The sequence below is a fragment of the uncultured Planktosalinus sp. genome (assembly GCF_963973675.1).
Taxonomy (GTDB): Bacteria; Bacteroidota; Bacteroidia; order Flavobacteriales; family Flavobacteriaceae; genus Planktosalinus.
The window spans coordinates 1-13213 of the sequence record NZ_CAXBAN010000022.1 but is presented as its reverse complement, the minus strand read 5'-3'; the positions used below and the strand labels follow the sequence as shown (position 1 = coordinate 13213).

Here is a 13213-nt window from a genome sequence, read left to right as displayed (position 1 = left end):
AGAGTTTCCATGACAATGGAAACAATCGCCTCTGTCTTCATCCATAAAAACATTGAATCCGTTTAATTCTTGTGGTGTTAAAATGGTTTCGCCCAAAAGATGGCGGTCAAAACGTGAATTGCCCGAAATAAGCGTTCTTACAAACTGTGCAATTGCTTTTGTAACCATAACAGAGTCTATTGTGGAACTTCCAAAAGCATCATTAAAAAGTGTGGGGTATTCATTGTGATTTTGAAGACTGGCGACTGCATTTGGCCAGGTATTATTCATTTCGATGGGGTTAGTCACCGGTTCAAAGATTTGTTCTTCGAGGGTTGGTGCGCTGCCGTCCCAATTAAATTTTTCCTGGAAATTCCAGGCCAAATTTTGAAGCGGCATAGAGTTTCTAAATCCCTCTATGCCATCTATACCTACACTGAATTGACGTGGATCTGAAAAAGCATTTTGAGGTCTGTGGCAATCTGCACACGCCTGTGTTCCATTTCCGGATAAAACGGGGTCAAAAAATAATTTTCTGCCCAATGCCACACCTTCTTCAGTTTGTGGATTTGAAGCAGGAATTACAGGTTCAGATAAAAATTGAGAGAATAGTTCTGGTATTTCAAGAGGTTGTGGAGTTGCGACATATTCATTACTCTCGTCACTTGAATTACAAGCGACAATTGTAATAATTAACCCAAAGAGTATAGCAATTTTTAAACGCATCAGGGAGTTGTGATTTCACCTAAACTAAATACAGTACCGCTATTATCATACATCATTTTTTGTGCTGTGTAGTTCATCATCAATTCTGTATTCAATTCATTTAAATCCCAGGTGTGCGGGTTTTTAAACCATTCAGCAACATTCATGTTAAATTCAATTGTTTTGTTTTGATTGAGAGTGAAATCAGAGGAAAGAAATACGGTTCTGTAATTGGCTTCAAAAGTGTTATCGCTCACACGGGCCGTTCCCATATGAAAATTGAAGGGTTGTGCTCCCTCAAGTGTTTCATAAGTGCCATCCATTTGTAAAAAATGATAGCCTCCACCCAAATTTTCAGGCCAATTCCAGGATACAGAATTTAAGTCGGCGTAAGCTCCTGATATATTGAATTGTTCATCAAGTCCAAGGGTAAAAGAAACAACCGTGTAATTTCCTTCTGGGATGTTTGCATTAAAAGTGAAGCTTAAGGTTTCTTCTTCTGATAAATCAAACAATTGGTATCCTTGCAGTTGAGTTGTTTGTCCATTTTCACTGTAGAAGGTTATGTTGGATATAATGTAACGCAATCGTTCAAGCGTAACTTGTTCTCCATTTGCATTGGTAAATGCAGTTGTACCAAAATCTCCAAAAGTAAGGTTTTGACCATCCCAGTTATGGGTTAACTTAAATGTTAAGTCAAGATTGTTTACTTTATCATCATCACTAGTGCAGGCACTGAACAGGGTAATCACAGCCAGTAATATTAATGCTTTTTTCATTTAGTGTTATTTTAATTTTATTAGTAAAACGTCTTTGGAGCCTTGATTATTGGGTATGTCAAAATCATTGCTTTCAGTGCTTCCTGTTAGTATAATGTTTCCGGTGCTTGTTACTATACCCGAATTACAAAACTCGAGGTTGCTGCCTCCATAATTTTTTTCAAAAATCAATTCTCCATTTGCATTGGTTTTATTCAACCAGAAATCGCTTTGTCCATAATTGCTTGAAACATCCAGATCGTTACTTCTAGAGGTTCCGAAAAGGATTAACTCACCATTTTCTGCTTCAATTACTTTACGACCTGTGTCAAATTGAGATCCACCATAGGTTTTTTGCCAAAGTAACTCACCGGTTTCATTTATTTTTAATAACCACGAGTCGGCGTTTCCTTTAGAGTTTGTTACATCCTGATCACTACTTCTGGTGTCTCCCAGGATAAGATAATTACGATCATTGGTTTTTGAGATTGAGTAAGCGATTTCAATTCCAGATCCACCATAGTTTTTTTGCCATTCCATTGCTCCTGAGGCATCAGTTTTTACCACCCAAAAGTCGTAGCTTCCTTTGGGATTTGTAATGTCAAAATCTTCACTTTCACTATTACCAATCATTAAAAAGCCACCATCGGGTGTTTGTACTACATCATAGGCCCGATCGTTGTTTGTTCCTCCAAAATAAGTATCCCATTGTTGGTTTCCTGAGGCGTCTGTTTGGATTCCCCAAAACTCACCTACGCCGTGACGATTTCCTGATTTGTTTGTCGAGGATTTTTGAGCTGACCTGCCATCAAAATCCATAAAACCGGCTAGAAAATAACCGCCATTTGTTGTTTGGATTAAAGATTGACCTTGGTCATTTCCGGCAAATCCATAGGTTTTTTCCCAAAGAATATTTCCTGTAGCATCAAGTTTCAATAGCCAAAAGTCATAAAAGCCATTGTTGACTGAAACATCACCGTCATTACTTCTGGTATAACCAATAATGGCCAATCCGCCATCAGCTGTATTGATAATTTTAGTGGCTCTGTCATCAGAAGACCCTCCAAAAGTTTTACTCCAGAGCAGGTTGCCATCTGTGTCGGTTTTAAAAACCCAAAAGTCTGCATCCGTGCCGGTTTTGTCGGTGATGTCGCCATCGTTGCTTAGGGTGAATCCCAAAACGGCATAGCCTCCGTCTGGCGTTTCAATAATGTCATTGGCATCATCTTCACGAGATCCTCCAAATGTTTTAACCCATTCTATTTCGCCTGAAAATTGACTTGGAGCGTCATCTGTATTAACAAGGTCATCATCACTTTTACAGCTTATGATTAGATTAAAAACCAGGAATGTAAGAACAATATTTTTGGTCAATTTTTTAAAAAGCATGTTACTTTTTAATTATTTTTTTTGTGGTGTTGCCATTGAGTACTACAAAATACATTCCAATATTTAGTGAACTTATGTCCAAGGTTCTTCCCATAGTGTTGTTGTTTTCAATTAAGATCACTTCTTGACCCAGGGTATTTAGAATTCTAATTTCGCTTATAGGTGTTTCCTGAGATTTAATGGTAATGAAATCTTGAGCCGGATTTGGGGTTACACTAAATGCTTGTTTAGACTGTGATTCTGTTGATAAAAAGTTGGGATCCTTAACAAGCAAAAAGCCTCTATCAACATCACTGATTACAATATTACCACTTGCAAAATAAGGGTAGACACTCCACGCACCACCAAAACCTGTACTATTGTCTGATGGACGAGAATCAAAATAACCAACCTCTGTCATTACTTGATTGTCAATTTCTGAAATATCAATTGCTCTTAGGCCAGCGTGATAATTAGCCAAATAGTAAGTATCACCCCTTACATAACCGTTATGATCAATAGCAGTTGTAGGGCCGGTATAATCAAAAGTTTGAAAAGGACTGTCTAAGTCAGTAAAATCAAAAATTACAGTTCTTGTATTGAATCCAAAATCGATTTCATCCAATTCATCACCCATTAAAAAGAAGCGGTGATCTTCTGTCAACCAACCTTGGTGAGAATAACTTGTACTTGTAAATGTTACATTGCTAATCATTTGAATGTTGTTTTTATCAGTAACATCCAGGATCACAACTTCGTTTTCGTTACTTCCAATAAAAAGTTCTTTACCGGCATGATCCGGGTCCGGACCTTCATAAAACACCACTTGAGCATCATGTGTGTAATCTGATGCGCTATAGCCTGATTCAAAAACAGGATTTGTGGGGTTTTGGATGTTTACAATGTGTGGACCTCCGCTAAAAGAAGAAGTTCCAACAGCATATGCATACCCATTTTCTTCATTGATTACTATGTTATGGGCCCTTCCAAAGCCATCATAATGAGCGTCGTTTGTGAAGGTTTCCGGCGGATTGTTAACGTTTCTAAGTCGTGTTAAGTCAAATATTTGCATCCCATGACCTGATGCTTCACTAACAATAAATGCATGGTTATTATAAACTTTGGCATCTCTCCAGGTGCTAGGGTCTGTTTGAGTGGGGAGTTTACCGAGATAGATAGGGTTTACCGGATCTGAAATATCAATAAATGCGGTTCCATTTGACACACACATTATTGCATATTCCTTATTTGTATCAGGGTCTGTCCAGCCCCAACTATCATTTCCTGCCCCTGCTGAAAGTATGCCTAAATCAATTTCAGACTGCAGATCATAACCATCACAAGGGTAAGACCCGGCAAAACCATTTTCACAAGGGGTTTGAGCAAATAGAAATCCGCTAAAAAGTAGACATAAGGGGAGTAATTTAATTTTCATTATATGTTGTTTTTTGTTTATACTACAATAGTACAATATTTTGAAAGCAAATTTATTTATAATCTTGTTAAAATATAAATTGAGATTGTCTCTTTTTAGGTTTTAAGCAGTTTTAAAACCCTGTTTGGCTAAATTTGTTTTAGTTTTGCATTTTAAAGTAGATTCTATGAGTAAGAAAAAGACCGATTCAATTAAAGATATATCGAGCTTAGGTGAATTTGGCCTCATCAACCATATTACTAAAGATTTTAAAATAGTTCAAAAATCAACGGTAAAGTCTATTGGTGATGATGCGGCTGTTATTTTTGATCAAGAACGACAACTGGTTGTTACGACTGATTTACTCATTGAGAGTGTGCATTTTGATTTAAGTTATATGCCATTGAAGCATCTTGGCTACAAGGCGGTAGTAGTGAATCTTTCAGATGTGTATGCTATGAATGCTGAAGCTACTCAAATCACAGTTTCCATTGCTATATCAAACCGTTTTCCGCTGGAAGCTGTTGAAGAGTTGTATGAGGGCATAAAAACGGCTGCAAAAATCTATAATATTGATGTGGTTGGTGGAGATACCACTTCATCAACACGGGGTTTGATTATTAGTGTGACTGCTATTGGTTTTGCTAAAAAGGAAGAGGTTGTTTATCGTAACGGTGCTAAAGAAAATGATTTACTGGTAGTTACGGGAGACTTAGGAGCTGCCTATCTTGGCTTGCAGGTTTTGGAAAGAGAAAAACAAGTATTTCAAGTCAATCCAAATAACCAACCGGACCTTGAGCCCTATGTTTATTTGGTAGAACGCCAACTAAAGCCAGAAGCCCGTAAAGACATTCGTGAATTGCTGAGCGCACTTGAAGTAACACCAACTTCTATGATTGATATCAGCGACGGTCTTTCTTCTGAGGCTATTCATTTATGTAAAAGTTCAAATCTGGGGTGCAATCTTTATGAAGAAAAAATTCCTTTGGACCCACAAGTAATTTCAACTTGTGAGGAATTTAATTTAGACAGTACAACCATTGCATTGAACGGAGGTGAAGATTATGAATTGTTATTTACCATTTCTACAGAAGATTTTCCAAAGATTAAAGGAAATCCACATTTTACTGTAATAGGTCATATGACAAATAAAAAAGAAGGCATGCACTTAATCACAAGAGCCAACACTAAAATTCCATTGAAAGCAAGAGGCTGGAATTCGTTTCAGGAAACTTCTGAATAAGAAGCTCTTCTCATTTTCTTTTGAATAAACTCTGAAAGACAGGCGTTAATTTCTTTCATTTTTGGAGTGAGTGCTTCAATTAAGCCGTTGACATTGTCTGTTACTTCATGGCCACAACAACTGCAACGGTATTCTGAAATTACATCATTAATTCTGTTGGTTTCTTTAAAGTTGTGCCCAACAGTTGCACAAATTAATTTTCCGAATGGTGAGGTTGCTTTGGGGGTAGCTTTTTCCATTTGTCGGAGTGTTTTTGTTAGTTAACATAAAAGTAATAAAATACTAATAATATCCGACTAAAAGAATAATTATTCGATAAAATACATAATATTTAACAATTCATCTCTATTTTCGATGGTGCTCATATGACCCCCAATTAGCGATTGGAAGCTACATTTACATTCAATGGCAAGGTTTTTAATTTTGTCAAATGGTATTATGGGGTCTTTAGTGCCAGCGATGATCTGTTTAGGTTTTGAAAACTGTTTTAGAATATAGGTTCTATCTTTTCTTATTTTCATGCCTTCCAAGGCAGCTATGATTCCTTGGACAGGCATTTCTAAAGCTGTTTGTTTGGACTCCCGGATAGCTGTTGCAAATTTTTCCCGGTTTTCTTCTGCAAACAAGTTGGCGATGGCCATGCTTAAAAAGGCTTCTTTGTGTTTTTTGACTAAAGCGATGGCTCTGTCACGGTTTTTTTTGCGCTCAGGACTATCAGCTTTTGTTGTCGAATTTACTAATACAATACCACTACATTTTTTTGGATATCTTTCGGCAAAAGCCAAAGCCACATAACCTCCCATTGAGTGGCCGATAAAGTTAGCTTCTGTAATTGATTCCTTAACGAGCACTGCTTCGACAACTTCAGCCATTTGTTCCATTGTGTGAATATAACCCAGACAGTCACTTTTTCCATGGCCGGGTAAATCAATAGTAATAACGGTGTGGTTATCTGATAATTGACTGATAAAGGGCTCCCACATGGTTTGGTTTTCCAGAAAACCATGGAGCAATACCAGGGCGTTTCCGTTGCCCTGACGCGTATAATAAAAACTAGAAGATTTATAATTCAGTAACATTTGATTTTATTTAACTGAAAACTGCTACTGATAACTTACCACTAAAAAATCAACTGTTCATCAAGTCTTCAATCTCATCTGCCTCAATGGGTATGTTGCGCATCAAATTATAAGGTTCACCACTTTTCTGTACAACGACATCGTCTTCGAGTCGGATGCCAAATCCTTCGGCAGGGATGTAAATACCGGGTTCTACAGTAAATACCATATTGGGCTGTATGGGTTCCCACAGGATGCCGTAATCGTGGGTGTCCAAACCTATGTGGTGTGAAGTGCCGTGCATAAAGTATTTTTTATAAGCCGGCCAGTCGGGGTTTTCATTTTGAATATCGGCTTTATCCAAAAGACCGAGACCAAGGAGTTCTGACGTCATCAGTTTGCCCACTTCCACGTGATATTCTTTCCACAGAGTACCTGGCACTAACAATTTGGTAGCTTCATCTTTCACTTTGTTTACTGCATTGTACACTTCTTTTTGTCTTTTGGTAAACGTACCTGAAACAGGAATGGTGCGGCTCATATCGCTGGAATAATTAGCATACTCGGCTCCCACATCCAGTAAAATCAAATCACCGGCTTTGCATTCCTGATTATTTTCAATGTAGTGCAGGACATTGGCATTGTTGCCACTGGCAATGATGGGAGTGTAAGCAAACCCACGGGAGCGGTTATTTAAAAATTCGTGCATAAATTCTGCCTCCAGATTGTATTCCATGACGCCGGGTTTCACAAACTTTAAAATTCTGCGGAAGCCTTTTTCAGTAATATCACAAGCTTTTTGCATAAGCTCAAGTTCGATTGGGTCTTTTATACTGCGCAGACGTTGCAGGATGGGATTGCTTTTAGCCCAACTATGTGCCGGAAACTGTTCTTTGGTCTTTTTGATAAAACGGTCTTCGCGGGTTTGGGTTTCCACAGATTGACGGTAGTGTTCATTGGTGTTGAAATAAATGGTTTCAGCTTGTGTCATGAGTTCAAAAAACACTTTGTCAAACTCCTGTAGCCAGTAAACGGTTTGAATACCACTCACTTCAAACGCGCGTTCTTTGGTCAATTTTTCTCCTTCCCAAACTGCAATATGTTCATTGGTTTCTTTGAGGAACAACACCTCCCTGTTTTTAGAATCTGGAGCATCAGGAAATAACAGCAGTATACTTTCTTCCTGGTCTACACCGCTTAAATAAAGTATATCACGAGCTTGTTGAAACGGCATGGTGCTGTCTGCACTGATGGGGTAAATGTCATTAGAGTTAAAAACGGCCAAACTTTTAGGCTTCATTTGCGCCATAAAGTTGTTGCGGTTTTTGATGTAAAGGGCTTTGTCTATTGTGTGGTATTTCATACAGTCATTCCCGCGAAGACGGGAATCTCATATTTAAAAGGTTTATAACTTTATTATTTCCTCCGCATAAAGTGGAAAAAAACAAAGTTACTTAAAGCAGCTGAAACGTTAAAGTTTAATTACGAATAACTTTTTCAACAAGATGCCCTTTGTTTGTTTTTAACCTCAGGAAGTAGATGCCGGGAGATAGTTTAGAAAGGTCTATTCGATTGTTTTGGAGTGAAACATCCAGTTGTTTTCCTGAAGCGTCCAAAAGGGTGAGTTGCTCAATCACTGCAGACCCGGAATTTATATAGAGCCAACCGTTTGTAGGGTTGGGATAGTATGCCACTTCCAAAAGGTCAGGGTTTAGAGTTGAAAGATTGCAGTTTTCACTAATGATTACCTCAGGATCCACATCCCACAAGCCTTCATTGATCATTTGGGTTGCATAAGCTTCATCATCTACTTGAAGGCATTGCAAGTTGGGGTTGTTTAAAACAGTAATTTCATAAATATTTAAGGTGTTGATGTTGTGATTGTTTCCATTTTGAATGTCAATCGCTGTAAGATTGGTGTTATTAACCCTCATGCTTAAAAACTCAGGATTGTTTGATAAATCAAGTGTTCCTTCCAGGGGGGTGTTTTCACTGAAAAATTGCAGTAAACCGGAGTTTTGGCTCAGCTCAATACCGGTAATTTCTGTGTCACTAATGAATATGGTTCTCAAGTTTTGATTTTGGGTTACATCAATTTCTGTCAATGGGTTGTCGCTTACTTGTATGCTGATCAAGCTTGAGTTTTGGCTTATATCTATGGTTGAAAGATTGTTGTAATTTAAGTTAATGTGTGTTAGGTTTACATTTTGACTCAGGTCTATTTCTGTTATGTTGTTGTCATAGACCATCAGTCTTAAGAGTTGCGTGTTTTGAGTAATGTCCAGTTCGCTCAGGTTATTACCACTCAACCAAAGGCGTTCTAAATTGGGGAGCATGCTTACATCAACTGATGGTAAGCCATTGTTAATTAAACGAATTTCCTTTAGGGACCCGGTATTTGGGAAAATAACTTCATCAATGGGTTGACTGCTGGAGAGGCTTACTTCCCTGAGGCTAAGAAGGCCGGACATATCAATGGCACTGAAATTGTTATTGGTAATGAACAAATCTAAAATGGAAGGAAATTGTTCAATGTCTTCAAACGATTGAATGTCATAGCCTACAAGGTGTAAATTGATAGTCATACCCACCTCTTGTTGGTCAATGATGCCGTCCTGGTTAAAATCAACAGGGCTGTCGGGAAAACCGTCAAAATCCTGGTCTATCACCAGCTCGTTGAGCAAGACATCCATAAACACGGGGTCGGGCACGGTCACCTCTTGTGCTGTCACAGGATAGTTTATCAAGAATATAAATGCTAGAATTATTTTTTTCATAATGTGATATTTATACACTCAAAATCAAGCGCCTGTGAAGAAAGTGATTGATTAAAGCAAGTAAGCAAGAGGCCAATAAGTAAGAAATTTATTAAATGGGGGGGTTACTTCTGTTCATAATAAAAAGGATTAAGGTTTGTAAAAGTGGGGAGTTTTGCTAATATATAAAATATTTTTTAAAGCAAAGCTTTTGAAACCAACTTGTAATTAGTTACTTTCAACTCGCTAAAAAATCAACTTTTATGAAATCCATTCTCTTCTCTTTCGTCGTTTGCTTATTTATCTCTTTTTCATTTGCACAACCTGCTGCTAGCACAGTTGTTGAATTGCAAGCTGCACTTGAACAGTTGGAAGCCCATTCTGAAAATTCGCTTGTAAAAAACATTGAATTTACCAACATTGGCCCTACTGTGATGAGCGGTCGTGTGGTCGATTTGGATGTAAACCCACTTGACCCCACCGAATTTTATGTTGCTTATGCCAGTGGTGGCTTATGGCACACAAATAACAACGGCACCAGTTTCACCCCGGTAATGGACAATGCACCCACTCAAAATCTGGGCGATATAGCTGTTGACTGGAAGAACGGAACTCTATGGGTGGGCACCGGAGAGAACAATTCTTCACGGTCTTCATATGCGGGAATCGGTATTTTAAAATCGACTGACAAGGGGAAGACCTGGAAAAATATGGGTCTGGAAGACTCCCATCATATTGGTCGTATCATTCTCAACCCTAATAATCCTGATGAGGTAGTTATAGCTGTGGCCGGTCATTTATATTCACCCAACGAAATGAGGGGTGTATATAAAACAATGAATGGAGGCAAAACCTGGAACAAAACGCTTTTTGTCAATAATGAAACCGGAATTATTGATTTGGAAGCAGACCCCAACAATTTCAATATACAATATGCCACCTCATGGCAACGTGACCGCAAGGCCTGGCATTTTGAAGGGAGTGGTGAAGGATCGGCCATTTATAAAAGTACTGATGCCGGAAACAGCTGGACGAACGTTTCAATGGAGGGAAGTGGTTTTCCAACAGGAAACGGTTTGGGGCGCATAGGGTTGGCCGTTTATGACGCCAATACGGTGTATGCGTTTCACGACAATCAAGATTTCAGGCCCAAAGACAAAGACTCTCAAGCCGAAGGCATTTTGACCAAAGAGGATTTTAGAACAATGACAATTGCACAGTTTTTAGAATTGGATAACAGTAGCTTAAACCGTTTTTTAAGGGAAAATAATTTTCAGGAGAAATACCGCGCTGAAAATGTCAAACAAATGGTAAGTGGCGGCACGGTTAAACCGGAAGATTTGGCCAAGTACCTCGAAGATGCCAATGCAATGTTGTTTGATACCCCGGTCATTGGTGCTGAAATTTACAAAACAACTGATGGTGGAAAAAGCTGGACCAAAACCCATGATGATTTTCTGGATGACATCTATTATTCATACGGATATTATTTTGGTGAAATTCGTGTGGAGCGCAACAATCCCGATGCGATATATATTTTTGGGGTTCCCATATTAAAATCCAAAGACGGTGGAAAATCGTTTAAATCGATGGATGCACCCAATGTGCACGTAGATCATCACGCATTGTGGCTGAACCCTAACAAACCTGGGCATCTTATCAACGGAAACGATGGTGGAGTCAACATTACCTACGATGATGGTGAAAACTGGCTCAAAGCAAACTCCACGCCTGTGATGCAAGTCTATGCCTTGCAAGTGGATAATCAAAAGCCATACAATGTCTATGCAGGTTCGCAGGACAACGGTGTTTGGGTAGGGCCCAATACCTATTCTCACTCCATGCGATGGCACAATACCGGCGATTATCCTTATAAAGAATTGATGGGCGGGGATGGAATGTATATAGAAGTGGATGAACGGAACCCAACTATTGTCTATACCGGTTTTCAATTTGGGAATTATTTCAGGATAGACAGAGATCAGGATAAAACCACTTACATCCAACCCAAACACGAACTCGGCGAGGCGCCTTTTCGTTTTAACTGGCAGACCCCTATTTTGCTTTCTAAACACAATCAGGATATTTTGTATTATGGCGGAAACAAACTTATGCGTTCCATGAACCAAGGGGGTGATTATACGGCCATTTCACCCGATTTGACTAAGGGAGGCAAAAAAGGAAATGTGGCTTATGGCACATTGACTTCCATAGATGAATCGCCTTTTCAATTTGGTTTGTTGTATGCCGGAAGTGATGATGGTCTATTGCACATTACACACAATGGTGGTGGAAACTGGGAGAAAATTTCAGACTCTTTTCCACTGGATTTGTGGGTGTCGCGCGTGATTGCTTCACAACACAAAAAAGAACGCGTGTATGTCACCTTGAACGGCTACCGCTGGGATGATTTTAAACCCTATGTCTATATGAGTGAAGACTATGGACAAACCTGGAAAGCTATTAACGGCAACTTGCCATTATCACCTGTAAACGTCATCAGGGAAGATCCTGCCAATGCAAACATTCTTTATCTGGGAACTGATAACGGTGCCTATGTGACTTTTAATCGAGGTGAAAACTGGGAACGTTTTTCCTCTAATTTGCCAAATGTTGCTGTGCATGATTTACGCATTCAGGCTGAAGCCAAGGACTTGGTTTTGGGAACCCACGGCCGTTCTATATACAAGACAAATATTGCAATGCTACAGGAAATGAGCCCTGAAAAACTAAAAGAAAACCTGATTGTATTTGATATAAGCAATGTGCGTCATTCTGAGCGCTGGGGAAGCAGATGGAATAGCTGGAGGGAACACATTGAGCCATCAACTGAAATCCGTTTTTACACCGGGAACACCGGTGCTGCAACTATTATGATAAAAACCGAAAAAGGCACCACACTTTATAGTAGTTCTGAGGATGTCATTATAGGTTTTAACAGCTATGAATATGATTTAACTCTTTCTGAAAATGGAAGAAAAGCTTATTTAAAAGAAAATAAGGAAGCCACTATTGAAGAAAAACAAAATGGAAAATACTATTTACCAAAAGGAATCTATAACGTGGAAATCACTTTAAACGGAGTGAAGAAAACAAAGGAAATGGTGGTGGAATAGCTGTAGTTTTTATTCATTTTAATTTAGAATGAATCTAAAAAAGCCAAGGGTCGCTTTATCCTAGGCTTTGCTATGGGGTATCTATACAGTATTTATACATGAGCCCATTTTTGACCTGTCCTAAAATTGCTTTTAAAGTATCTGAAACTTGTCTTTGTCATTCAAAAATTTCAATTGAGTCCTGATTTTCTCTAAATGCTCTTTATCAATAGAAACAATTTTAATTTCTTCTTCTTCAGGGAGTGAAACAGTTATTAATTTTCCAAGACTGTCATAGACAGCTGAGTGCCCTATGTATTCATAACCGTCAGCATCCACGCCCACACGGTTTACGCCTGCACAATATGCCATGTTTTCTACAGCTCTTGCCTGCAATAAAATATCCCAGGCATTGACTCGGGCTTTGGGCCAGTTGGCTACATACAGCAGCAAATCATAGTCCTCAATATTCCGTGACCATACCGGGAACCTCAGATCATAACAAATCATCAAGCAAATCTTCCACCCTTTGTAATCGATGATTACTTTTTCTTTTCCGGGGCTGTATGTTCTTTCCTCTTTTGCAAGCGTAAAAAGATGCTTTTTATCGTACTTATCGATCACGCCTTCAGGAGTTACAAAAAGCATCCTGTTGAAATAGTTCTCATTCTCAAGAATAATAATACTTCCTGTAATGGCGACATTTTTTTCTTTTGCCAGGGTTTTCATCCATTCCACGGTGGGTCCATCCATAGGTTCTGCATTTGGAGCTGCATTCATGGTGAAACCTGTGGTATACATTTCAGGAAGGATAACTAAATCAACATTCTCTGAAAT

The 13213-nt window shown here is 38.8% G+C and carries 11 protein-coding genes; 2 read left to right on the top strand and 9 right to left on the bottom strand.

The window, feature by feature from the left end:
• From AACY61_RS01810 to AACY61_RS01795, 4 genes are all read right to left on the bottom strand, one after another.
• On the bottom strand, positions 1–705 hold a 705-nt coding region (locus AACY61_RS01810), incomplete at its 3' end, for a cytochrome-c peroxidase (RefSeq protein ID WP_339609618.1).
• Complete coding sequence (locus tag AACY61_RS01805; RefSeq protein WP_339609616.1) at positions 705–1463, bottom strand: MbnP family protein; 759 nt, start codon at positions 1461–1463, stop codon at positions 705–707. The genes AACY61_RS01810 and AACY61_RS01805, both read right to left, overlap by 1 nt.
• Before the next feature lie 6 nt (positions 1464–1469).
• Positions 1470–2816, bottom strand: a complete 1347-nt coding sequence (locus AACY61_RS01800) for a hypothetical protein (protein WP_339609614.1) — start codon at positions 2814–2816, stop codon at positions 1470–1472.
• A 16-nt stretch (positions 2817–2832) separates the two neighbouring features.
• Entirely contained in the window at positions 2833–4245 is a 1413-nt protein-coding gene (locus tag AACY61_RS01795; RefSeq protein WP_339609612.1) for a choice-of-anchor B family protein, read from the bottom strand.
• 166 nt (positions 4246–4411) lie between these two features.
• Here AACY61_RS01795 and thiL point away from each other — a divergent pair, with 166 nt between their 5' ends.
• Positions 4412–5467 (top strand): thiamine-phosphate kinase, encoded by a 1056-nt coding sequence (gene thiL / locus AACY61_RS01790; protein WP_339609610.1) that lies wholly within the window; start codon positions 4412–4414, stop codon positions 5465–5467.
• On the opposite strand, the gene AACY61_RS01785 is transcribed toward thiL, so the two are convergent.
• The 4 genes from AACY61_RS01785 to AACY61_RS01770 form a co-directional block, all read right to left on the bottom strand.
• Entirely contained in the window at positions 5449–5706 is a 258-nt protein-coding gene (locus tag AACY61_RS01785; protein ID WP_339609608.1) for a hypothetical protein, read from the bottom strand. The two genes, thiL and AACY61_RS01785, sit on opposite strands and share 19 nt — an antisense overlap.
• Positions 5707–5775: 69 nt before the next feature.
• The gene (locus AACY61_RS01780; RefSeq protein WP_339609606.1) at positions 5776–6546 is read right to left on the bottom strand and encodes an alpha/beta hydrolase; all 771 of its coding nucleotides are present in this window, start codon (positions 6544–6546) and stop codon (positions 5776–5778) included.
• A gap of 49 nt (positions 6547–6595) precedes the next feature.
• Positions 6596–7888 (bottom strand): aminopeptidase P family protein, encoded by a 1293-nt coding sequence (locus AACY61_RS01775; protein WP_339609604.1) that lies wholly within the window; start codon positions 7886–7888, stop codon positions 6596–6598.
• A gap of 115 nt (positions 7889–8003) precedes the next feature.
• Positions 8004–9302, bottom strand: a complete 1299-nt coding sequence (locus AACY61_RS01770) for a T9SS type A sorting domain-containing protein (RefSeq protein ID WP_339609602.1) — start codon at positions 9300–9302, stop codon at positions 8004–8006.
• Between the two features lie 242 nt (positions 9303–9544).
• On the opposite strand from AACY61_RS01770, the gene AACY61_RS01765 reads away from it, so the two are divergent.
• Positions 9545–12397 carry a glycosyl hydrolase gene (locus tag AACY61_RS01765; protein WP_339609600.1) on the top strand — a complete coding sequence of 951 codons (2853 nt, stop codon included), beginning with the start codon at positions 9545–9547 and terminating at the stop codon, positions 12395–12397.
• Positions 12398–12529: 132 nt separating this feature from the next.
• On the opposite strand, the gene AACY61_RS01760 is transcribed toward AACY61_RS01765, so the two are convergent.
• A partial coding sequence (locus AACY61_RS01760; protein WP_339609598.1) for a nitrilase family protein occupies positions 12530–13213 on the bottom strand: 684 nt, incomplete at its 5' end.

Excerpts from the sequence above, each read along its gene's own strand:
- AACY61_RS01775 (WP_339609604.1), bottom strand. The coding sequence starts at position 7,888 with ATGAAATACCACACAATAGACAAAGCCCTTTACATCAAAAACCGCAAC.
- AACY61_RS01795 (WP_339609612.1), bottom strand. The coding sequence starts at position 4,245 with ATGAAAATTAAATTACTCCCCTTATGTCTACTTTTTAGCGGATTTCTA.
- thiL (WP_339609610.1), top strand. The coding sequence starts at position 4,412 with ATGAGTAAGAAAAAGACCGATTCAATTAAAGATATATCGAGCTTAGGT.
- AACY61_RS01805 (WP_339609616.1), bottom strand. The coding sequence starts at position 1,463 with ATGAAAAAAGCATTAATATTACTGGCTGTGATTACCCTGTTCAGTGCC.
- AACY61_RS01780 (WP_339609606.1), bottom strand. The coding sequence starts at position 6,546 with ATGTTACTGAATTATAAATCTTCTAGTTTTTATTATACGCGTCAGGGC.
- AACY61_RS01765 (WP_339609600.1), top strand. The coding sequence starts at position 9,545 with ATGAAATCCATTCTCTTCTCTTTCGTCGTTTGCTTATTTATCTCTTTT.
- AACY61_RS01785 (WP_339609608.1), bottom strand. The coding sequence starts at position 5,706 with ATGGAAAAAGCTACCCCCAAAGCAACCTCACCATTCGGAAAATTAATT.
- AACY61_RS01770 (WP_339609602.1), bottom strand. The coding sequence starts at position 9,302 with ATGAAAAAAATAATTCTAGCATTTATATTCTTGATAAACTATCCTGTG.